This is a genomic window from Arthrobacter sp. ov407 (assembly GCF_900102895.1).
Taxonomy (GTDB): Bacteria; Actinomycetota; Actinomycetes; order Actinomycetales; family Micrococcaceae; genus Arthrobacter.
The window spans coordinates 202,271-223,430 of the sequence record NZ_FNGD01000003.1 but is presented as its reverse complement, the minus strand read 5'-3'; the positions used below and the strand labels follow the sequence as shown (position 1 = coordinate 223,430).

Sequence of the window (21,160 nt, the reverse complement as noted above, 5' to 3'; positions counted from 1 at the left end):
AGCACCTTTCCTAACTGTTCCCGAAAATATCGTGGTACGCCGTCGCCAGCCGCAATGGATCGTGGACCGGACGGCGACCAGACGCCCCCACTTTACCCAAGACCACCTCGGCACCGAGCATTCCTGCCGCCGCCTCGAAGTCGGGCAGGTCCTGGACCGACGCCGGGTCGGCCAGGATGACGTCGATCGTGAACTCCGGCGCGTACTCGCGCAGCACCCGGAGGTGGTCGGCGGCGGTCATGCCGGCGGTCTCCTTGGTGTCAGTGGCGAGGTTCATCGTCAGGCAGCGGCGGGCGGCCGTGTTGCAGAGGGCCTCGCGCATTTCGGGCAGCAGCAGGTGCGGCAGTACGGACGTGTACCAGGAGCCCGGTCCGAGGATCACCCAGTCGGCCAGCTCGATCGCCGACAGTGCCTCCACGCATGCCGGTGCGTTCTCGGGAAAGAGCCTGACGTGTTCCAGCGACCCCGCCACCGCGCACTTGGCCTGGCCGGTGAGGGTCTGCAACGCCGTGGTGCCGTCCGGGGCGGTGACCCGGATCTGGCCCTCGATGGTCAGCGGGATGCTGGACATCGGCAGGACCTCGCCGCGGGCGCCGAGCAGGGCACCGGCCCACTTGAGGCCCGCAACGGTGTCGCCCAGGAGCTCCCAGAGCGTGACGATCAGGAGATTGCCCATGGCGTGCTCATCGAGGGACCCGCCGCTGCCCTTGCCGGGGGCGAAGCGGTGCTGCATGACGTCGCGCCACGTGCGGCCCCAGTCGGTGTCGTCGCACAGCGCGGACAAAGCCATGCGGAGGTCGCCGGGCGGCAGGACGCCGTACTCTTCACGGAGCCGGCCGGAGGATCCGCCGTCGTCCGCGACCGTGACAATCGCGGTGAGCTCGGAGGTCAGCAGGCGCAGGGCAGACAGTGAGGCGGAGAGGCCGTGGCCGCCGCCGAGCGCGACGACGGAGGGGCCCTTGTCCTGCTGGCTGGCGAATGCCGAGCTGGCAGGCGGGACCAGAGGCAGCGGGCCGGTCAGCAGCGCCATTACTCGCGGCCCAGGTCCCGGTGCGTCGTCGTCACGGTGACGCGCGGATATTGCGCCAGCCTCCGTGACAGCTCGACGGCGACCGCCACGGAGCGGTGCTTGCCGCCGGTGCAGCCGACGGCGATGGTGGCGTAGTGCTTGTTCTCCCGCCGGTACCCGTCCAGGACCGGTTCGAGAGCCAGCACGTAGCGTTCCACGAAATCGCTGACGCCCTGGGCCTCCAGCACGTAGTCGCTTACGTCCTTGTCCAGCCCGGTGTGCGGGCGCAACTGCGGCACCCAGTGCGGGTTGGGGATGAAGCGGGCGTCGGCCACGAAGTTGGCATCCACGGGCAGCCCGTACTTGAAGCCAAAGCTCATGACATTCAGCCGCAGCGCCACCGGCCCGGTCTCGCTGAAGAGTTCCGTGATGGCGGTGGCGAGGCCGTGGACGTTGAGGGAGGAGGTGTCCAGGACGATGTCGGCGGTGTCCTTCAATTCACGGACGAGTTCGCGTTCGGCCGCGATGCCGTCGAGGATCCGGCCGCCGCCCTGAAGGGGGTGAGGCCTGCGGCCCTGCTCGAAGCGGCGCACCAGGACGTCGTCGCTGGCGTCGAGGAACAGCACCCGGAAGGTCACGCCGGTGGCTTCCAGGGCGCGCAGGGCCGCGCGCATGTCGACGAACAGTTCCTTGCTCCGGACGTCCATCACGACGGCGAGCTTGGACATCGAGTGCGGTGTCCGCGACACCAGTTCGGCGAGCGTGCCGAGCATCTGCGGCGGCAGGTTTTCCACGACGTACCAGCCATGGTCCTCAAGGGCGTCCGAGGCGGTGCTCCGGCCGGCTCCCGACATACCGGTCACTACGAGCAGTTCCGCCTCGACGGGTTTTACGGGCGTCATGCCGTCCGCATCCGTCTCGGATCCTGCCGTCGACTCTGCCATCAGTGAAGCCCCATCTCTGCCTGTGCGATTTGCTGTCCAACCAGGTTTGCGGGCCACGGTAATGCCGCGGCCATGCCGTAACCCAAGTCTTTACCCTAGCTAAGTTTGGCGGCGCTAGCTAAGCGTCGAGGATTTCACCGGTGGTCATGTTGACGGCTGGAACCGTGGCGGCCTCCTCGCCGCCGTCCGCGGTGAAGTGCCGGACGATTGCTGCGGCCAGGGAAGGGCCGATCCCCTTGGCACCGGTGAGTTCCTCCTGCGTCGCAGCCTTGATGCCCTTCACGGAGCCGAACTCGGCCAGCAGGGCCTTGCGTTTCGACTCCCCCAGCCCGGGCACGCTGTCCAGCGCGGAGACAGTCATGGCCTTGCCGCGCTTTTGCCGGTGGAACGTGATGGCGAAGCGGTGGGCCTCGTCGCGGATCCGCTGCAGCAGGTACAGGCCAGCGGAGGCGCGCGGCAGGATCACCGGGAAGTCGCTCTCCGGCAGCCACACCTCTTCGAGCCGTTTGGCCAGGCCCACCACATACACGTCCTCGATGCCCAGCTCTGCCAGGGCCCGGGCGGCGGCGTTGACCTGCGGTTTGCCGCCGTCGACGACGACGAGGTTGGGCGGGTAGGCGAATTTGCTCCGCGGCGCCGGCGTCGTGGAGTCAGCGACCGCCACGGCGGTCGCCGCGTCCAGCGCGGCCTGGTGTGCCGGTTTGGCCGCGGCCGCCGCCTGCTCGCTTTTTTCTTGGAGATAGTGCCGGAACCGGCGGGTCAGCACATCGTGCATGGCCGCGGTGTCGTCCGTGGCGGCGGCTCCGGTTACGGCGAACTTCCGGTACTCGGACTTCTTCGGCAAGCCGTCCTCCACCACCACCATGGAGCCGACCACGTTGGTGCCTTGGACGTGCGAGATGTCGAAGCACTCGATCCGCATCAGCGCCACGGGAAGCTCGAGGGCTTCCTGGATTTCCTGAAGGGCCTGGGAGCGCATGGTGAGGTCGCCGGCGCGCCGGGACTTATGGAGTTTGAGGGCGTGTTCGGCGTTTTCACGGACAGTGGACATGAGGGCGGCTTTGTCTCCGCGCTGGGGCACCCGGACGTCCACCCGGGCCCCGCGCAGGCCGCTGAGCCATTGCGTGAGCTCCGTGGCGTTGCTGGGTTCGGTGGGCACGAGGACTTCCCGTGGCAACCTGCCCTGCAGCCCAGCTTCCTCGCCGTAGACCTGCTGGAGCAGGTGTTCGACCAGTTCCGGCGTGGTGGAGTCCTCGACTTTTTCCACCACCCAGCCGCGCTGGCCGCGGATCCGGCCGCCGCGGACGTGGAAGACCTGGACGGCGGCTTCGAGCTCGTCTTCGTGCAGGGCGAAGACGTCCGCGTCCGTGCCCTCGGCGAGGACCACTGCGTTACGTTCGAAGACTTTCTTCAGCGCCACGATGTCGTCCCGGAGCCGGGCCGCGCGTTCGTAGTCGAGCTCGGAAACTGCCGCGGCCATCTCCCGTTCGAGGCGGTTGACGAACGGCTTGGCTTCGCCGCCCATGAACGTGCAGAAGTCCTCGGCGAGGGCGCGGTGGTCCTCGGCGGAAATCCGGCCGACGCAGGGCGCGGAGCATTTGTCGATGTAGCCGAGCAGACAGGGCCGGCCGCTGGCTTCTGCGCGCTTCAGCACCCCGGGGCTGCAGCTGCGCACCGGGAACACGCGCAGCAGGGTGTCCATGGTGTCCCGGATCGCGCCGGCGGTGTACGGGCCGAAATACCGGGTCCCCTTGCGCCGCTCGCCGCGCAGCACCTGGACGCGCGGATACTTCTCCCCCATCGTGACGGCCAGGTAAGGGTACGTTTTGTCGTCCCGGAACATCACGTTGAATCGGGGCGTGAATTCCTTGATCCAGGTGTATTCCAGCTGCAGCGACTCGAGCTCGCTGCCCACCACAGTCCATTCGACGCTGCTGGCCGTGTGCACCATCGCGTAGGTTTTGGGCATGAGCCCGGCGGGGTTGGCGAAGTACGTATTCAGCCGGGCCCGGAGGTTCTTGGCTTTGCCGACGTAGATGACCCGGCCGTGCGGATCGCGGAAGCGGTACACGCCCGGATTGGTCGGAATTTCACCCGTCTGGGGTCGGTAACTCGCTGGATCTGCCACACATCAAGTCTACTGAGCCGCAGGGGCTGCCGTTGCACTTGCCCTGCAGGCAATGGCGTGCGTTATTCGGCCGACTTGCTCTGGTTGTAGCTCGTGGAGCGTTCCTGGCCGCTCAGGTCGGCGATGGCGTCCATGATGCGGTCCGTGACCTGGCGGCGGGCCGGCAGGGAGTGGTCCGGCCCGGTCTTGTCGAAGTACAGCGGTTCGCCCACCTTCATGGTGAAGTGCTGCGGTTTGACGGACTTGCTGTCCGCGGGCTGCAGGTTTTCCGTGCCGATCAGGCCCACCGGGATCACCGGCGCGCCCGTGGTGAGGGCCAGCCAGCCGACGCCTGTGCGGCCGCGGTACAGGATGCCGTCACGGGAGCGGGTACCTTCGGGATAGATGCCCACGCCCTTGCCGGAGTCGAGGATGTCCAGAAGCGTCTTCAGTGCCTGGACGCTCGCCGCCTGCTCGCCGCGTTCCACCGGAATGGAGCCCACGGCCTCGAAGAAGGACTTCATGACCTTGCCCTTGACGCCGCCGGTGGTGAAGTATTCGGCCTTCGCGAAGAACGCCACGGGCCGCGGCATGAGGGCCTGGACGATCACGCTGTCCAGGAAGGAGAGATGGTTCGGGGCCACGATGAACGGTCCGTCCTTGGGCACGTTTTCGAGGCCAATGACCGTGGGACGGCACGTGGAGGATACGAGCCCCCGCGTAGTCCAGCGGATTGCGTCAAACATTGCCATGGGTGTGCACCTCGTTCAGGGCGGGATCGACAAGAGTGCCGTCCAGGTCGAAGATCACGGGCACTGTTGTATGCGTCACCGGCTTAGTTTCTCACGAGTGCACGGATGCCAGAAATTCGCATGCTCCTCCAGGAATACATCACCCGAATACATCAGGGGTTACGTTCCGTGCGGCGGGGACGCGTGCGGCGGAAGCTTGCGCTTCCCGTCCGCACGGTCCCCGGCGACGGGTGTTCAGGCGAGAAGCTCGGCCAGGAACGCGGCCGTGTGGCTTTCGCTCGACTTGGCCACCTGTTCCGGCGTTCCGGAGGCGACCACCCGGCCGCCGCCCGAACCGCCGTCGGGGCCAAGGTCAACGATCCAGTCCGCGCTCTTGATGACATCGAGGTTGTGTTCGATCGTGATCACCGTGTTGCCCTTCTCCACGAGGCCCTGCAGCACCATGAGGAGCTTGCGGATGTCCTCGAAGTGCAGGCCGGTGGTGGGCTCGTCCAGGACGTAGACGCTGCGGCCGTTTGAGCGTTTCTGGAGCTCGGCCGCGAGCTTCACGCGCTGGGCCTCACCGCCGGAGAGCGTAGTGGCGGGCTGGCCCAGCCGGACGTAGCCAAGGCCGACGTCGACCAGCGTGTTGAGGTGCCGCGCGATGGGTGAGAAGGCCGCGAAGAACTCGGCCCCTTCCTCGATGGGCATGTTCAGCACATCCGCGATGGTCTTGCCCTTGTAGTGCACCTCCAGGGTTTCGCGGTTGTACCGGGCGCCGTGGCAGACCTCGCACGGGACGTAGACGTCCGGCAGGAAGTTCATCTCAATCTTCAGCGTGCCGTCGCCGGAGCAGGCCTCGCAGCGGCCGCCCTTGACGTTGAAGGAGAACCGGCCCGGCAGGTAGCCGCGGACCTTGGCCTCGGTAGTCTCGGCGAAGAGCTTCCGGATGTTGTCGAACACGCCGGTGTAGGTGGCCGGGTTCGAGCGCGGGGTGCGTCCGATGGGGCTCTGGTCGACGTGCACCACCTTATCCAGGTGTTCGAGGCCCTGGACGGACTTGTGCCGGCCCGCCACCTGCTTGGCGCCGTTGAGCTTGTTGGCGAGCACTTTGTAGAGAATCTCGTTGACCAGGGTGGATTTGCCCGAGCCGCTCACGCCGGTGACGGCGGTGAAGAGGCCCAGCGGGAAGCTGGCGTCGATGTTCAGGAGGTTGTTCTCCTTGGCCCCGACCACCTTGAGCTCGCGCTTCTTGTCGTACTTGCGCCGCTTTTTGGGGATCTCGATTTTCCGCCGGCCCGAGAGGTAGTCGCCGGTGAGTGAATCCGTATTTTCCAGCAGCGCCTGGTAGGAGCCGGAATGGACCACCATGCCGCCGTGCTCGCCGGCGCCCGGTCCGATGTCCACCACCCAGTCGGCCTCCTGGATGGTGTCCTCGTCATGCTCCACCACGATCAGGGTGTTGCCGAGGTCCCGGAGCCGGGTAAGCGTTTCGATCAGGCGGCGGTTGTCCCGCTGGTGCAGGCCGATCGAGGGCTCGTCAAGGACGTAGAGTACGCCCACGAGGCCGGAGCCGATCTGGGTGGCCAGCCGGATGCGCTGGGCTTCGCCGCCGGACAGGGTACCGGAGGGCCGTTCCAGGTTCAGGTACTCGAGCCCGACATCGAGGAGGAAGGTCAGCCGGGCCTGGATTTCCTTGAGGACCTGATGGGCGATCTGGGCTTCGCGGCCGGTGAGGACGAGGTTCTCGAGGAAGCCTGCGCATTCCCGCATGGGCAGCGCGGCGACCTCGGCGATTGATTTGCCGTTGATCAGCACCGAGAGGGAGGCAGGGTTCAGCCGTGCGCCGTTGCAGGCCGGGCACGGGACCTGCCGCATGTACTCCTCGTAGCGGTCACGCGCATAGTCTGAATCGGTCTCGCCGTGCTTGCGGTGGACGTACTGCACGACGCCTTCAAAGCCGGTGCTGTACTTGCGTTCCCGGCCGAAGCGGTTGCGGTATTGCACCACCACCTTGTGATCCTTGCCGTGCAGGACTGTCTGCCGGACGTCGGCGTCGAGCTTCTCCCACGCCGTCGTCATGGAGAAGCCGAGCTCCTCGCCGAGGCCGGCCAGCAGCCGGTTCCAGTACTCCGTGGTGGCGGTGCCCAGCGACCACGGCGCGATGGCCCCCTCGGAGAGCGAGAGCTCCGGGTTGGGGATGAGGAGTTCCTCGTCGACTTCCAGTTTGGTGCCGATGCCGCTGCACGCGCTGCAGGCGCCGAAGGGGTTGTTGAAGGAGAAGGAGCGGGGCTCGATCTCGTCGATCGCCAGGGGGTGCTCGTTGGGACAGGCGAGGTGCTCGGAGAACGCCCTGATCCGCTCGGGGTCGTCCGCTTCGAGGTCGACGAATTCGGCCAATATGCGGCCCTCCGCCAGTCCGAGTGCGGTTTCGACGGAGTCGGTCAGGCGCTGGCTGATGCCTTCCTTGACCACAAGGCGGTCCACCACCACTTCGATGGTGTGCTTGAACTGCTTGCCCAGCTTCGGCGGATCGCTCAGGTGGACGAGCTCGCCGTCCACCCGGGCCCGTGAGTAACCCTTGGCGGTGAGTTCCTTGAAGAGGTCGACGAATTCGCCCTTGCGGCCGCGGACCACGGGGGCCAGCACCTGGAAGCGCGTGCCGTCCGGGAGCTCGAGCAGCTGGTCCACGATCTGCTGCGGGGTCTGCTTGGTCACAGGTTCCCCGCAGACGGGGCAGTGCGGCCGGCCCACGCGCGCCCAGAGCAGGCGCATGTAGTCGTAAATCTCGGTGATGGTGCCCACGGTCGAGCGCGGGTTCTTGCTCGTGGACTTCTGGTCGATGGACACCGCCGGCGAGAGGCCCTCGATGAAGTCGACGTCGGGCTTGTCCACCTGGCCCAGGAACTGCCGGGCATAGGCGGAGAGCGATTCGACGTAGCGGCGCTGGCCCTCGGCGAAGATGGTGTCGAAGGCGAGGGAGGACTTGCCGGAGCCGGACAGGCCGGTGAACACGATCATCGCATCGCGCGGCAGGTCCAGGTCCACGTTGCGCAGGTTGTGCTCGCGCGCGCCCTTGACGACGAGGCGCGTCATGTCCGGACGTTTCAGGACGGGGCGGGACGGCGCGGCATCCCGGGCTGCCAGCGGCTCGACGGCGGAATGGACTTCAACGGCTGGATCTTCAGCTACAGCTTTAGGCACGCATCTAATGCTAATCGAAAACTTCTTCGAAAAACTATTCTGCGCGCCAGGGCCGCGCCGGAGGTGCTATTGGCGGTCGTAGGCGGCGGCCAGCAACTGCACGGACTCGGCGAAACTCGCGCCCTGGGCTTTGGCGGCCGCGGCGAACTCTGCGGCGGCGGCGGACAGCGAGCTCCAGGCGGCATCGCGGGCACAGACAACGGTGCCGTTCCGGCCCCGCGTCACTACGACGCCGGCGGCCTCGAGTTCCTTGTAGGCCCGCGCCACGGTGTGGGGGGCCACGCCCAGTTCGCCGGCAAGGCTCCGCACGGCCGGAAGCCTGGTGCCCGGTGCGAGCGTGCCGTTGTCGGCGCGTTCAATGATGTACAGCCGGAGCTGTTCGAAGAGCGGGACGGAGCTGGCCGGATTGGTCCGCCAGGAACCGGGGAAACGCTCCCCCGCGGTGTCCGTGGGGCTCACTGTTCGGCCTCCTGGACGGCCGGGACTTGTTCGCGACCGGCGAACTGTGCCTCGTACAAATCCTTGTACAGCCCGCGCCTGGCCATCAGCTGCTGATGGGTCCCGTGTTCAACGATTCGTCCGTGGTCCATGACGAGAATTAGATCAGCGTCCCGGACCGTGGACAAACGGTGGGCGATCACGAAGCTTGTGTGACCTTCCCGCAGCCGCTCCATCGCATGCCGGATCTGCAGCTCGGTACGGCTGTCAACGGAACTTGTCGCTTCGTCCAGCACCAGGATGCTGCGCCCGGCGAGCTGCGCCCGCGCGATCGAGACGAGCTGGCGCTGGCCCCGGCTCAGGGAGTCCCCGTCGTTGCCGAGCATCGTGGCGTAGCCGGCCGGAAGGGATCTGACGAACTGGTCCACGTGGCTGGCTCGGGCCGCCGCCACGATGTCGGCGTCGGTGGCACCGGGACGGCCGTATTCGATGTTCTCCCGGATGCTGCCGGTGAACAGCCAGGCGTCCTGCAGGACGGTTCCGAAGGCGCTCCGCAGCTCGTCGCGCGGGATGGTGGCGATGTCGGTCGAGTCCACCAGGATCCGCCCGGAGTCGAGTTCGTAGAAGCGCATCAGGAGGTTGACCACGGTGGTTTTGCCGGCCCCGGTGTGTCCTACGATTGCCACAGTCTGTCCCGGATCCACCGTGAACGAGAGGTCCTTCACCACGGGGGTGCCGGGGGTGTAACTGAAGCTGACGTCCTCGAACGTGACCCGGCCTGCCACCGCGCCCCTATTCCATGGTGCCCGGGACGTGCCCGGGGCACGGAGTTTGCGTCCGTTGGAGGATTTGCGCAGGACGTGGAGTTTTCGAGGGGAGCCGGCGCGATGAAGCTTGCCGGCTCCGTTGGCCGAAACGGCCGGCACAGCGCTGTCCGGCGGGATCTCCGGAGCGTCAAGCAGCTCAAACACGCGCTCCGCCGAGGCCAGACAGGATTGCATGAGATTCAGCATTCCGCCGATCTGGCCCACGGGCTGGCTGAAGAGGCGGGAGAACTGGAAGAAAGCCTGGAGGCCGCCGATGGTCATCGCCCCCGCCGTAACCTGGAGCGCCCCAACAACAGCTACCGCAATGTAGTTGAGGTTGGCGACAAACATCAACAGCGGCTGCACGATGCCGGACAAGTACTGGGCGCGGGTGCTCGATCGTGTGAGCTTGTCGTTGAACCCCCGGAAGCTCTCCGCCGACGCCTCCTGCCGGCCGAAAGCCTTGACCACTTCGTGGCCGGTGAAGAACTCTTCGAGTTGGGCGGTCAGCGCCCCAGTACTGCTCCACTGCTCCTTGAAGTGCGCCTGGGAGTGCCGGGCCACGAGCACCGTGATGGCCGTGGACACCGGCACCGACAGGACAGCGATCAGCGCCAGCAGCGGCGAGAGCCACAGCATCATGGCGAGTGCGGCGGAGAGCATGAGGAGGGACATGATCAGCTGGTTCAGGAGCTGGTTGAGGGCCTGGGAGATATTGTCCACGTCGTTTGTGGCCCGGCTGAGCACGTCCCCGCGGCGCTGCTCCTCGAAATGGCTGGACGGCAGCACATGGAGTTTTTGTTCCACAGAGCCGCGGAGCCCATAGCTGAGGCGCTGCACAGCTGTGGCGGTCAGGCTGCCCTGGATCCAGCTGAACAGCGACGCCCCAACGTACATGGCCGAAACCGCCAGCAGCCGCTCGGCCAATTCTTGCTCGTCGAGGGATCCGCCCAGGAAGCCCTGGACGACGACGTCGGTGGCGTCGCCCAGGACCTTCGGGGCCGCCACGTTGAGTGTCACGAACGCACAGGTTGCGGCGATGACTCCGACCATCCGCCATTTCAGCGGCAGGAGCAGGCTCAGCAGCCGGGCGGCAGTCTGCCACTTGATGCGTTCCGGGACGCCGGGCCCCGCAGTGGTCCCGGCGCGGTGTGCCCGCTCGCGGCTCACGGGGTTTCCTCCAGCACCAGCTGGGAATCGGCAATTTCCTGGTAGCTGGGCGAGGACTCCATGAGTTCGCTGTGCGTACCCTGCGCGACGACGTGGCCGTCCTCCAGTACGAGGATCAGCCCGGCGTCCACGATTGTCGACACCCGTTCGGCCACGATCAGCACGGTCGCCGAGCGCAACAGGGGCTCGATGGCCGCGCGGAGCCTGACGTCGGTCCCGTAGTCCAGCGCCGAGAAACTGTCGTCGAACAGATAGACGGGGGCATTCTTGAGCAGTGCCCGCGCGATGCACAGGCGTTGCCGTTCGCCGCCGGAGAAGTTGGTGCCGCCCTGGCTCACGGGCGCTTCGAGTCCCAGCGGCAGGGCACGGACAAAGTCGGCGGCCTGGGCGGCCTCGAGCGCCTGCCACAATTCGGGCCCGGCCGCGGCGGGCGAACCGACCCGGAGGTTCTCCGCGACCGTGCCCGTGAAGAGGTAGGACTGCTGCGGGACCAGTGCGATGAGGTCCCGCAGGTCCTCCAGCGGCATGGCCCGCACGTTGTGCCCGCCGATGCTGATCCCGCCCGCGGTCGCGTCGAGGAAGCGGGGAAGCAGGTTCAGGAGCGTCGTCTTGCCGCTGCCCGTCGCGCCGATGATCGCCGTCGTGGTCCCGGTCCTCGCGGTGAACGAGACGCCGTCCAGCACTGGCGCTTCGGCGCCGGGATAGGCGAAGGACACGTTCCGGAATTCGACAGTGCTGCCGGAGGGCACCGGCTTGCCGGCATGGACAGGGCCGGCAGGGACGGTGCCGACGGGAGTGGCCGGATCCGCGATGGCCGGTTCCGTGTCCAGCACCTCCCGGATCCGTTCCGCGCACGCCGCCGCCCTAGGGGCGGTCATGAACACGTACATCGCCATCATGATGGCAATCAGGATCTGCAGGATGTAGGCGATGAACGCCGTCAGCGCCCCCAGCCGCATTTCGCCGGCGTCGATCCGGTGGCCGCCAAACCACACTACGAACACGGACGACAGGTTGACCACGAACATGATCATCGGCATCATCGCGGCGACCAGGAGGGCGGACTGCAGGTTGTTCCGGGTGAGTTCCTTGTTGGCTTCATCGAAGCGGCGGATTTCGTGATCCTGCCGGACGAAGCCGCGGATGACATTCGCGCCGATGATCTGCTCACGCAGCACCCGGCCGATCCGGTCGAGGAGCCCCTGGCCCTGGCGGTACAGGGGAATCAGGCGGCGCACGATCACGGTCATGATCACCGTGAGGACCGGGATCACCACGACCACGATCCAGGACAGCACAACGTCCTGGTGCACGGCCAGCACGATGCCGCCGATGAAAATCGCTGGTGCGGCAATCAGCATCACGAAAACCAGGATGGCGAGGTTTTGGATCTGGGCGACGTCGTTGGTGGCCCGGGTGACGAGGCTGGGGGCACCGAAAACGCCGACCTCCTGGGAGGAGAAGGACTGCACCTTCGCGAAAAGTTCCTGCCGCAGCTGGCCGCCGATCTCCATGGCGACGACGGCGCCCAGGTATCCGGCCGCGATGGCCGTGATGACCTGAACGGCGGCGATTCCGGCCATCCAGCCGCCGAGATGGAGGATTTCCCCTTTGTCCCCGGCGATGATGCCGTCGTCGATGATCGCGGCGTTCAGGGTGGGCAGGAGCAGGTTGGCAGTGGCTTGGACGAGCTGCAGCACAACAATGGCCACCACGCTCCCCTTATGCGCGGACAGCAGCCGCGCCATCAGGCCTATAAGCACCGAACCTCCATTACTAGCCCAGGGCCCGGAATGGCATCAGCCTGACGGCTGCCCCCATGCCGCCACGTCATTGTAAGCCCCATTCCGGAGTGCTTCGTGTCAACCGGCAGATACGCCGCTCACCCGGTTTTTTGCGCCACCGCGAACGTGCGGCGGAACGGGAAGATGGTCCCGTGCCGGCCCGCGGGATACGCGTCGTCCAGCCGCGCCGAATATTCGGCCTCGAACTCCCTGGCCTCGTCCTCCGGGAGGGCCGCGAGGACCGGCCTGAGGCCAGTGCCACGGACCCATTCCAAAACGGGGTGGGCGCCAGGAAGCAGCTGAAGGTACGTGGTTTCCCAGGCGTCAGCGGCGCAACCGGCGTCGAGCATGATCTCCAGGTATTCCGCTGCCTCCCCCACCACGTCCTCGTGGCGCAGGACCCCGGCGAGCCGGCCCGCCCAGGCCGGCGACTCGGCCAGTTCCCGCATCAGGGTGTGGGAAGGGGCGTTGAAGTTCCCCGGCACCTGCAGCGCGAACCAGGCGCCCGGCTTGAGGGCATCGAGCCACGCAGGCAACAGTTTTCGGTGGCCGGGCACCCACTGCAGGGCGGCGTTGGTGACCACCACGTCCGTGTCTCCGGACGGCAGCCAGTGCGCGATGTCGGCCAGCTCGTAGGAAAGATTGGCCGTCGCGGCTGCGTGGTCCTTTGAGGTGGCCAGCATTTCCGGCGAAGAATCCAGGCCCACCACCTGGGCGCCGGGCCACCGGTCCGCGAGCGTCGCGGTCAGGTTGCCGGGACCGCAGCCGAGGTCCACCACGTGCCGCGGGGCTTCGGCATGAATCCGCCCCGTCAGGTCAAAGAATGGCCTGTCCCGGTAATCCCCGAACTGCACATATTTCTCGGGATCCCACTTCATGGCACCTCCAGTTCCCGGCAATGTAGTCCTAACGGAAGCCTAGCCCCGCCCCGTAGGCCAGCCAAGGAGGCACTCATCCGCTGTGTGCGGCGCAGGCTCCCGCCGGTGCCGCGGGCCCAGCGCTGGCACTAAGCTGGACAGCAATGAAACTCGTTGATCAGCTCCCCGCCCCGGCCGCCCGAGTCCCCGGCAGGACGGGCCTGGACCCGGACGAGCTCTACACCCGGTTCGTCGAGTGGACCGAGACCCGCGGCCTTGCCCTCTACACCGCCCAGGACGAGGCCATCATGGAGCTGGCCGCCGGCTCCAACGTCATCCTGGCCACGCCGACCGGATCCGGGAAATCCCTTGTGGCCATCGCCGCGCACTTCCAGGCCATGGCCCGCGGCCAGCGCAGCTACTACACCGCCCCGATCAAGGCCCTCGTCTCGGAAAAGTTCTTCGCCCTCTGCGAGATCTTCGGTGCCGACAACGTCGGCATGATCACCGGCGACTCCGGCGTCAACCAGGACGCCCCGATCATTTGCTGCACCGCCGAAATCCTGGCCAACATCGCGCTGCGCGAAGGTTCGGCGGCCCAGCTCGGCGCCGTCATCATGGACGAGTTCCACTTCTACTCGGACCCGCAGCGCGGCTGGGCGTGGCAGGTGCCGCTGCTGGAACTGCCCCAGGCGCAGTTCCTGCTGATGTCAGCGACTCTCGGCGATGTCAGCCGTTTCGAGGACGGCCTCCGCGAACTGACGGGCCGCGCCACGACGACCGTCAGCTCCGCAGAACGTCCCATTCCGCTGCACTACTACTACGAGCAGACCCCGGTCCACGAGACACTTGAGGAGCTGCTCGCCACCAAGCAGGTCCCGGTCTACGTGGTCCACTTCAGCCAGGTCGAAGCGATCGACCGGGCCCAGAACCTGATGAGCATCAACGTCTGCACCCGCGAGGAAAAAGACAAGATTGCCGAGCTCATTGCCGGGTTCCGCTTCGCCGCGGGCTTCGGCAAGACCCTCAACCGGCTGGTCCGGCACGGCATCGGCGTCCACCACGCCGGCATGTTGCCGAAGTACCGCCGGCTGGTCGAACAGCTTGCCCAGGCCGGGCTGCTGAAGGTCATCTGCGGCACGGACACCCTCGGGGTGGGCATCAACGTGCCCATCCGCACTGTGCTGCTCACGGCCCTGAGCAAGTACGACGGCGTCCGCACCCGGCTGCTGAACTCCCGCGAATTCCACCAGATCGCCGGGCGCGCCGGACGCGCCGGGTATGACACGGCCGGAACCGTGGTGGTCCAGGCCCCGGAACACGTGACGGAAAACGTGAAGGCGATGGCCAAGGCCACGGCCAAGTTCGGCGACGACCAGAAGAAGCTGCGCCAGGTGGTCAAGAAGAAGCCCCCGGAGGGTTTCGTGTCCTGGGGTGAACCCACGTACAAGCGGCTGGTCGAGTCTGTTCCGGATCCGCTCACGTCGAGTTTCACCGTGACGCACGCGATGCTGATGAACCTCATGGAACGCCCCGGCGACCCGTTCCAGGCCGCCCGCCGCCTGCTCACCGAGAACCACGAGACCCGTCCGGCCCAGCTGAGGCTCATGAAAAAGGCCCTGGGAATCTACCGCGAGCTGCTCGCTGCCGGCGTCGTGGAGCGGATCCCGCCGGAAGAGCAGGGTGCAGACGGCCGCACGGTCCGCCTCACGGTCCACCTGCAGGCCAACTTTGCCCTCAACCAGCCCTTGTCTCCGTTCGCCCTCGCCGCGCTGGAGCTGCTGGACCCGGAGTCGCCGTCGTACGCCCTGGATGTGGTGTCCGTGATCGAAGCGACCCTGGAGAAGCCGCGCCAGATCCTGTCGGCACAGCAGAAGAAGGCACGCGGCGAAGCCATCGCGGCAATGAAGGCCGACGGCATCGAGTACGACCAGAGGATGGCGATGCTCGAGGAGGTCACCTACCCGCAGCCGCTCGCGGAGATCCTCGGCGAGGCCTTCGATGTCTACCGCAAGGCCGCGCCCTGGGTCGGCGACTTCGAGCTCGCGCCCAAGTCGGTGGTCCGGGACATGTACGAGCGCGCCATGAACTTCGGCGAATTCGTCCAGTTCTACGGGCTCGCCCGTTCGGAGGGGATCGTGCTGCGCTACCTCGCCGACGGTTTCAAGGCGCTCCGCCAGACCGTCCCGCAGGACGCCCTCCGGGAGGACCTCGAGGACCTCATTGCCTGGCTGGGCGAACTGGTCCGCCAGGTGGACTCCAGCCTGCTCGACGAATGGGAAGAACTAACGTCCGGCGCGGCGCCCACACCGCACGACGCGCCCCCGCCCCCGCCGCCGTCGCTGACCTCCAACATCCGGGCCTTCCGGGTGATGGTGCGCAACGAGATGTTCCGCCGCGTGGAGTTGTTCGCCGATGAGGCCGCCGCCACCTTGGGCGAGCTCGACGCCGGTTCTGGCTGGGACGCGGAGCGCTGGGAGGATGCCCTGGATGACTACTTCGACGAACACAACGACATCGGCACCGGACCGGACGCCCGCGGCCCCGGGCTGCTGATCATCACCGAGGAACCCGGCGTGTGGAAGGTCCGGCAGATCTTTGATGACCCGGCCCGCCACCACGACTGGGGCATCTCCGCCGAGGTCGATCTGGCGGCCTCGGACGAGTCCGGGACCGCCGTCGTCCGCGTCACGGATGTCAACCGGCTCTAAGGGCGGGCGCCGGCCCGGGGACGGTACGCGCCGCGGGTAAACTCGAATAATGAGTGTAATCCGGCCTGCCACGCCTCTCGACGTCCCTGCCATCCTGCAGATGATCCACGACCTCGCCCTCTACGAGAAGGAACCGGACGCCGTCCGGAACACCCCCGAGATGCTCACCGAGGTCCTCTTCGGCGAGAATCCGAGGGTCTTCGCCTCCATGGCGGAGAATGCGGCCGGCGAGGTGCGGGGCTTCGCCCTCTGGTTCCTGAACTACTCCACGTGGGAAGGCGTCCACGGCATCTACCTGGAAGACCTCTACGTCCGGCCGGAGGCCCGCGGCGAGGGCCACGGCAAAGCACTCCTGCAGCACCTGGCAGCGACCGCCGTCGACCGCGGCTACGCGCGCGTCGAATGGAGTGTCCTGGACTGGAACGAGCCCTCCATCAACTTCTACAAGAAGCTTGGCGCCGCGCCGATGGAGGAATGGTCCACCTTCCGCCTCGCCGGAGCGGCGCTGGCAGCGTTCGGCGCCCCCGGCCCAGCTTCCGGTGCGGACTCCGTCGACGGTTCCCGTGCCGACTCCCGCGAGGTGGCCACCCGTGGCTGACCTTCCGCTGACGGGGCTCATGGGAGCCTCCCTCCTGGAGACTGCATCCAGCGACCGGCGCAAAGTCCGGCACAGCGTCCGGGCACGCCACACCTACCGCGGGATGCGGACCGCTGAACACTATTTCCAGGTCCCATTGGACCACTTCAGCGAGGCGGGGCGGCGCGGCGAGACCATCACGGTGTTCGCCCGCGAGTACGTGTCCACGGAGCACAGCGAAGAAGACGCCGCCGAGCTTCCCTGGCTGCTCTTCCTGCAGGGCGGTCCCGGCGGGCGCGGCAACCGGTTCCCGTCCCTGGCCGGCTGGAGCAAGGCCGCCGGGAGGGACTTCCGGATCCTCATGCTGGACCAGCGCGGCACCGGCCTGTCCTCGGCCGTGGACCGCAATACGCTGCCGCTGCGCGGCACGGACGTCGAACAGGCCCGCTTCCTGACGCACTTCCGCGCCGACTCGATCGTCGCCGACGCCGAGGCCATCAGGGCGGCCCTGGGCTCCGACCCCTGGACCATCTACGGCCAGAGCTACGGCGGGTTCTGCGCGCTGAGCTACCTGTCCTTCGCCCCCGAGGGGCTGCACGAGGTGCTGGTGACGGGCGGTCTGGCCCCGCTGGACGGCTCCGCGGACCGTGTGTACCGGGCGACTTTTCAGCGGGTCGCGGCCCGGAACGCCGAATACTTTCAGTGGTACCCCGAGGACCGGGCCGCCATCACCCGGATCGCCGGGCACCTGCGGGACACGAAGGAGTTCCTGCCCGACGGCGGCCGGCTCACCGTGGAACGGTTCCAGATGGTCGGCTCGTTCCTGGGCGGCAATACCCGGGTGGACGCGCTGCACCACCTGCTCGAGGACGCCTTCGTGGCCACACCCGATTGCGACCGCCTCTCGGACGCCTTCCTGGAACAGGTCCATGGAATCGTTTCCCGGGCCGCCAACCCCTTGTACGCCCTGATGCACGAGTCCATTTACGGCCAGGACCGGGCCACCAACTGGGCCGCCTGGCGCTTGCTGGAGGACTTCCCCGAGTTCCGCCCCGACGCCGGCGAACCACTCCTGACCGGGGAAATGGTGTACCCCTGGTACTTCGAGCAGGACCCGGCTCTGCGCCCGCTGCAGGACGTTGCCGGGCTCCTCGCCGAAAAGGACGACTGGGCGCCGCTCTACGATCCGGAGAGGCTGGCACTGAACTCCGTGCCCATCGCCGCGGCCGTCTACACGGACGACATCTACGTGGACCGTGAGCTCTCCCTGGAAACAGCGGCCGCCGTCCGTGGCCTGCAGGTGTGGGAGTCCGACGAGTTCCACCACGACGGCATCGCGGACGACGGCGAGGCGATCTTCGGGCGCCTGCTGGGAATGGCCCGTTCCGCCCGCCGCTGACCCGGCATTGGCTCAACTGACGGCGCAGGCTCAACTGACGGCACGGGCTCAGCTGGGGGCGGCCGGCCCAAACAGTGCGGCGCTGGACCCGTAAGGGTCCAGCGCCGCACTGTTATGCGCTGCCGGGCACCCGGCAGTGCTGTGCTAGTCGACGTCGCTCAGGCTCTTGCGGGAGTCCTCTTCCAGCCGGGCGTCCAGCTTCGACTTGGACGCCTTGGAGCTCATCAGGCTGGCGATCACCGCAATGACGATGGTGCCGATGATCACCCCGAGAGAGACGTACGTGGGGATCTCAGGCGCCCATTCAATGTGCTGGCCGCCGTTGATGAAGGGCAGCTCGTTGACGTGCATGGCGTGCAGGACCAGCTTGACGCCGATGAAGGCCAGGATCACGGACAGGGCGTGCTTGAGGTAAATGAGCCGGTTCATGAGGCCGCCGAGCAGGAAATACAGCTGGCGCAGCCCCATCAGGGCGAAGATGTTCGCGGTGAAGACGATGAAGGCGCTCTGGGTGAGGCCGAAGATGGCCGGAATGGAGTCGACGGCGAAGAGCAGGTCCGTCATGCCGATGGTCACAAAGACGATCAGCATCGGGGTGAACACCTTCTTGCCGTCGACAACGGTGCGGAGCTTGCCGCCGTCGAATTTCTCGGACATCGGCAGGACGCTGCGGATCCGCGCGATCAACGGGTTTTCCTTGTCTTCCTCGTCCTCGCCCTCGTCCTGGGCCTGCTTCCAGGCGGTCCAGAGCAGGAAGGCGCCGAAGATGTAGAAGACCCAGCTGAACTGCTCGATCACGATCGCGCCGAGCATGATGAAGATCCCGCGGAGGATGAGGGCGATGATGATGCCCACCATGAGCACTTCCTGCTGGTACTTTCTCGGTACCGAGAAGCGCGCCATGATGATGATGAAGACGAACAGATTGTCGATGCTCAGGCTGTATTCCGTCACCCAGCCGGCGATGAACTGGCCGCCGAATTCCGGGCCGGTGAAGGCGAACATGGCGCCGGCGAAGACCAGGGCCAGGGCCACGTAGAACGCAACCCACAGCCCGGCTTCTTTCATGGAGGGCTCATGCGGGCGTTTGAGGACCATCAGCAAGTCGATGGCAAGGATGACGCCGAGAACGACAAACGAGCCGATCTCGAACCATAGGGGAAGCACGGGCACGGGCAGATACCTTTCGTAGGGTACAGCTCAGCGGTGTAAGTCTCTCCGACCGCTGGCGCATGACGCTACCTGGCTGCCCGCTACGCCCGGCGCGGCATCGTAGCCGTGCGTGTTGACGATCGTAGCGCTTGGGATACTCCCCTACGTTGGTCCGAGTTTACCCTAGGCGTGCCCCGCGGATTGCATTTGCCGCAGCTCCTTCTTCAATTCCCCCACCTCGTCGCGGAGCCGGGCGGCGAGCTCGAACTGCAGCTCCCCGGCCGCGGCGTGCATCTGTTCGGTGAGCTGTTCGATCAGGCCAACGAGGTCCTCTGCCGGCGCGGCCGCGAGCCCGTCCGCGCGGATGTGCGCGCCGCCCTTGCCTTTGCCGCGGTTCTTGCCGGCCGCGGCCAAAAGTTCGCGAGTGTCGGCGTCTTCCTTGGCCAGCTGGTCGGTGATGTCCGCGATCTTCTTCCGGAGCGGCTGGGGATCGATCCCCTTCTCCGTGTTGTAGGCAACCTGGATGGCGCGGCGCCGGTTCGTCTCGTCGATGGCGTGGGCCATCGAGTCGGTGATCCGGTCCGCGTACATGTGCACCTGGCCGGACACGTTGCGGGCGGCACGCCCGATGGTCTGGATCAGGGACGTCGAGGAGCGCAGGAAGCCTTCCTTGTCCGCGTCCAGGATGCTGACCAGCGACACCTCGGGGAGGTCGAGGCCCTCGCGGAGCAGGTTGATGCCGACCAAGACATCGAAGACACCCATCCGCAGTTCGCGCAGGAGCTCGACGCGGCGCAGGGTGTCGACATCGGAGTGCAGGTATTCCACCTTCACGCCATGGCCCAGCAGGTAGTCCGTGAGGTCCTCGGCCATCCGCTTGGTCAAGGTGGTGACCAGGACTCGTTCGTTCTTCGCCGTGCGGGTCCGGATTTCGCCCAGCAGGTCATCGATCTGCCCCTTCGTGGGCTTGACGACCACCTCGGGGTCGATCAGGCCGGTGGGGCGGATGATTTGCTGGACGAAGCCGTCGGACTTGCCGAGCTCGTACTTGCCCGGCGTGGCGGACAGATAGACGGCCTGCCCCACACGGTCCTGGAACTCGTCCCACTTGAGCGGGCGGTTGTCCATCGCCGAGGGCAGCCTGAAGCCGTGGTCTACGAGGTTCCGCTTGCGGGACATGTCGCCTTCGTACATGGCGCCGATCTGCGGGACGGTGACGTGGGATTCATCGATCACCAGGAGGAAGTCGTCCGGGAAGTAATCGATGAGGCAGTGCGGCGCGGTCCCGCGGGCGCGGCCGTCGATGTGCGAGGAATAGTTCTCGATGCCGTTGCAGAAACCCATCTGCTGCATCATTTCCAGGTCATAGGTGGTGCGCATCCGGAGCCGTTGGGCCTCGACCAGCTTGTTCTGGCTTTCCAGCACCGCGAGACGCTCGGCCAGTTCGTCTTCGATTCTCTTGATCGCCCTGCCCATCCGTTCCGGACCGGCGACGTAGTGCGAGGCGGGGAAGACGTACATTTCGGTCTCGTCCCGGAGCACTTCGCCGGTCAACGGGTGAAGGGTCTGGATATTCTCGATCTCGTCCCCGAAGAACTCGATCCGGATGGCCAGCTCCTCGTACATCGGGATGATTTCCACGGTGTCGCCGCGCACCCGGAACGTGCCGCGGTGGAAGTCCATGTCGTTGCGGGTGTACTGCATGGAGACAAATTTCCGGAGAAGGTCGTCGCGGTTCATCTCCGCTCCCCTGCGGAGGGTCACCATGCCGGCGATGTATTCCTCCGGCGTGCCCAGGCCATAGATGCAGGAGACGGTAGCCACCACAATCACGTCGCGGCGGGTCAGCAGCGCGTTGGTGGCGGAGTGCCGGAGCCGTTCGACTTCCTCGTTGACGGAGGAGTCCTTCTCGATGAAGGTGTCCGTCTGGGCGACGTAGGCCTCGGGCTGGTAGTAGTCGTAGTAGGAGACGAAGTACTCCACCGCGTTGTTCGGCAGCAGTTCGCGGAATTCGTTGGCCAGCTGCGCTGCGAGGGTTTTGTTCTGCACCATCACCAGGGTGGGGCGCTGGACCTGCTCGATCAGCCAGGCCGTCGTCGCGCTCTTGCCGGTACCGGTGGCGCCGAGCAGCACGACGTCTTTTTCGCCGTTCTTGATGCGCTCGGTCAGTTCGGCGATGGCGGCCGGCTGGTCACCCGCCGGCTTGAACTCACTGATGACCTCGAAGGGGGCCACGACGCGGTTGATTTCCTGGGCAAGACTCATGTACCT

The 21,160-nt window shown here is 66.5% G+C and carries 14 protein-coding genes; 3 read left to right on the top strand and 11 right to left on the bottom strand.

Annotation, left to right across the window (positions count from 1 at the left end):
- Positions 1-10 precede the first annotated feature (10 nt).
- From yvcK to BLS42_RS05475, 9 genes are all read right to left on the bottom strand, one after another.
- On the bottom strand, positions 11-1,030 hold the full coding sequence (yvcK, locus tag BLS42_RS05515) for a gluconeogenesis factor YvcK family protein (protein WP_090577739.1): 1,020 nt from the start codon (positions 1,028-1,030) through the stop codon (positions 11-13).
- On the bottom strand, positions 1,030-1,953 hold the full coding sequence (gene rapZ, locus BLS42_RS05510; RefSeq protein ID WP_090577737.1) for an RNase adapter RapZ: 924 nt from the start codon (positions 1,951-1,953) through the stop codon (positions 1,030-1,032). The genes yvcK and rapZ overlap by 1 nt, the downstream gene beginning before the upstream one ends.
- A 118-nt stretch (positions 1,954-2,071) precedes the next feature.
- Positions 2,072-4,081, bottom strand: a complete 2,010-nt coding sequence (gene uvrC / locus BLS42_RS05505) for an excinuclease ABC subunit UvrC (RefSeq protein ID WP_090577735.1) — start codon at positions 4,079-4,081, stop codon at positions 2,072-2,074.
- A 62-nt stretch (positions 4,082-4,143) separates the two neighbouring features.
- The gene (locus BLS42_RS05500; RefSeq protein WP_090577732.1) at positions 4,144-4,812 is read right to left on the bottom strand and encodes a lysophospholipid acyltransferase family protein; all 669 of its coding nucleotides are present in this window, start codon (positions 4,810-4,812) and stop codon (positions 4,144-4,146) included.
- A 234-nt stretch (positions 4,813-5,046) separates the two neighbouring features.
- Entirely contained in the window at positions 5,047-7,995 is a 2,949-nt protein-coding gene (gene uvrA, locus BLS42_RS05495; RefSeq protein ID WP_090577730.1) for an excinuclease ABC subunit UvrA, read from the bottom strand.
- A gap of 66 nt (positions 7,996-8,061) precedes the next feature.
- On the bottom strand, positions 8,062-8,454 hold the full coding sequence (locus tag BLS42_RS05490; RefSeq protein WP_090577728.1) for a GntR family transcriptional regulator: 393 nt from the start codon (positions 8,452-8,454) through the stop codon (positions 8,062-8,064).
- Positions 8,451-10,292, bottom strand: a complete 1,842-nt coding sequence (locus BLS42_RS05485; RefSeq protein ID WP_256336281.1) for an ABC transporter ATP-binding protein — start codon at positions 10,290-10,292, stop codon at positions 8,451-8,453. Before BLS42_RS05485 ends, BLS42_RS05490 begins: the two co-directional genes overlap by 4 nt.
- A gap of 113 nt (positions 10,293-10,405) precedes the next feature.
- Positions 10,406-12,157 (bottom strand): ABC transporter ATP-binding protein, encoded by a 1,752-nt coding sequence (locus tag BLS42_RS05480; protein ID WP_176803219.1) that lies wholly within the window; start codon positions 12,155-12,157, stop codon positions 10,406-10,408.
- Between the two features lie 134 nt (positions 12,158-12,291).
- Positions 12,292-13,071: a trans-aconitate 2-methyltransferase gene (locus tag BLS42_RS05475; protein WP_090577722.1), complete on the bottom strand. Its 780-nt coding sequence runs from the start codon at positions 13,069-13,071 to the stop codon at positions 12,292-12,294.
- 143 nt (positions 13,072-13,214) lie between these two features.
- On the opposite strand from BLS42_RS05475, the gene BLS42_RS05470 reads away from it, so the two are divergent.
- From BLS42_RS05470 to BLS42_RS05460, 3 genes are read left to right on the top strand one after another with little or no spacing between them, the layout of a single operon-like run.
- A complete protein-coding gene (locus tag BLS42_RS05470) occupies positions 13,215-15,761 on the top strand; it encodes a DEAD/DEAH box helicase (protein WP_090577720.1) in 2,547 nt (848 codons plus the stop codon).
- Between the two features lie 49 nt (positions 15,762-15,810).
- Complete coding sequence (locus tag BLS42_RS05465; RefSeq protein WP_090577718.1) at positions 15,811-16,359, top strand: GNAT family N-acetyltransferase; 549 nt, start codon at positions 15,811-15,813, stop codon at positions 16,357-16,359.
- Positions 16,360-16,378: 19 nt separating this feature from the next.
- Complete coding sequence (locus BLS42_RS05460) at positions 16,379-17,737, top strand: alpha/beta fold hydrolase (protein WP_090577974.1); 1,359 nt, start codon at positions 16,379-16,381, stop codon at positions 17,735-17,737.
- Between the two features lie 144 nt (positions 17,738-17,881).
- On the opposite strand, the gene BLS42_RS05455 is transcribed toward BLS42_RS05460, so the two are convergent.
- Together BLS42_RS05455 and uvrB are read right to left on the bottom strand one after the other, a co-directional pair.
- Complete coding sequence (locus BLS42_RS05455; protein ID WP_090577716.1) at positions 17,882-18,910, bottom strand: TerC family protein; 1,029 nt, start codon at positions 18,908-18,910, stop codon at positions 17,882-17,884.
- 162 nt (positions 18,911-19,072) lie between these two features.
- Positions 19,073-21,154, bottom strand: coding sequence for an excinuclease ABC subunit UvrB (uvrB, locus tag BLS42_RS05450; protein WP_090577715.1), 2,082 nt, complete (start codon positions 21,152-21,154; stop codon positions 19,073-19,075).
- Positions 21,155-21,160: the final 6 nt, after the last annotated feature.

Bases quoted from the DNA above. Each gene is read 5' to 3' on its own strand.
- BLS42_RS05500 (WP_090577732.1), bottom strand. From the start codon at position 4,812: ATGGCAATGTTTGACGCAATCCGCTGGACTACGCGGGGGCTCGTATCC.
- BLS42_RS05480 (WP_176803219.1), bottom strand. From the start codon at position 12,157: ATGGCGCGGCTGCTGTCCGCGCATAAGGGGAGCGTGGTGGCCATTGTT.
- BLS42_RS05475 (WP_090577722.1), bottom strand. From the start codon at position 13,071: ATGAAGTGGGATCCCGAGAAATATGTGCAGTTCGGGGATTACCGGGAC.
- BLS42_RS05460 (WP_090577974.1), top strand. From the start codon at position 16,379: ATGGGAGCCTCCCTCCTGGAGACTGCATCCAGCGACCGGCGCAAAGTC.
- BLS42_RS05465 (WP_090577718.1), top strand. From the start codon at position 15,811: ATGAGTGTAATCCGGCCTGCCACGCCTCTCGACGTCCCTGCCATCCTG.
- BLS42_RS05485 (WP_256336281.1), bottom strand. From the start codon at position 10,292: ATGGTCGGAGTCATCGCCGCAACCTGTGCGTTCGTGACACTCAACGTG.
- rapZ (WP_090577737.1), bottom strand. From the start codon at position 1,953: ATGGCAGAGTCGACGGCAGGATCCGAGACGGATGCGGACGGCATGACG.
- uvrB (WP_090577715.1), bottom strand. From the start codon at position 21,154: ATGAGTCTTGCCCAGGAAATCAACCGCGTCGTGGCCCCCTTCGAGGTC.
- yvcK (WP_090577739.1), bottom strand. From the start codon at position 1,030: ATGGCGCTGCTGACCGGCCCGCTGCCTCTGGTCCCGCCTGCCAGCTCG.
- BLS42_RS05470 (WP_090577720.1), top strand. From the start codon at position 13,215: ATGAAACTCGTTGATCAGCTCCCCGCCCCGGCCGCCCGAGTCCCCGGC.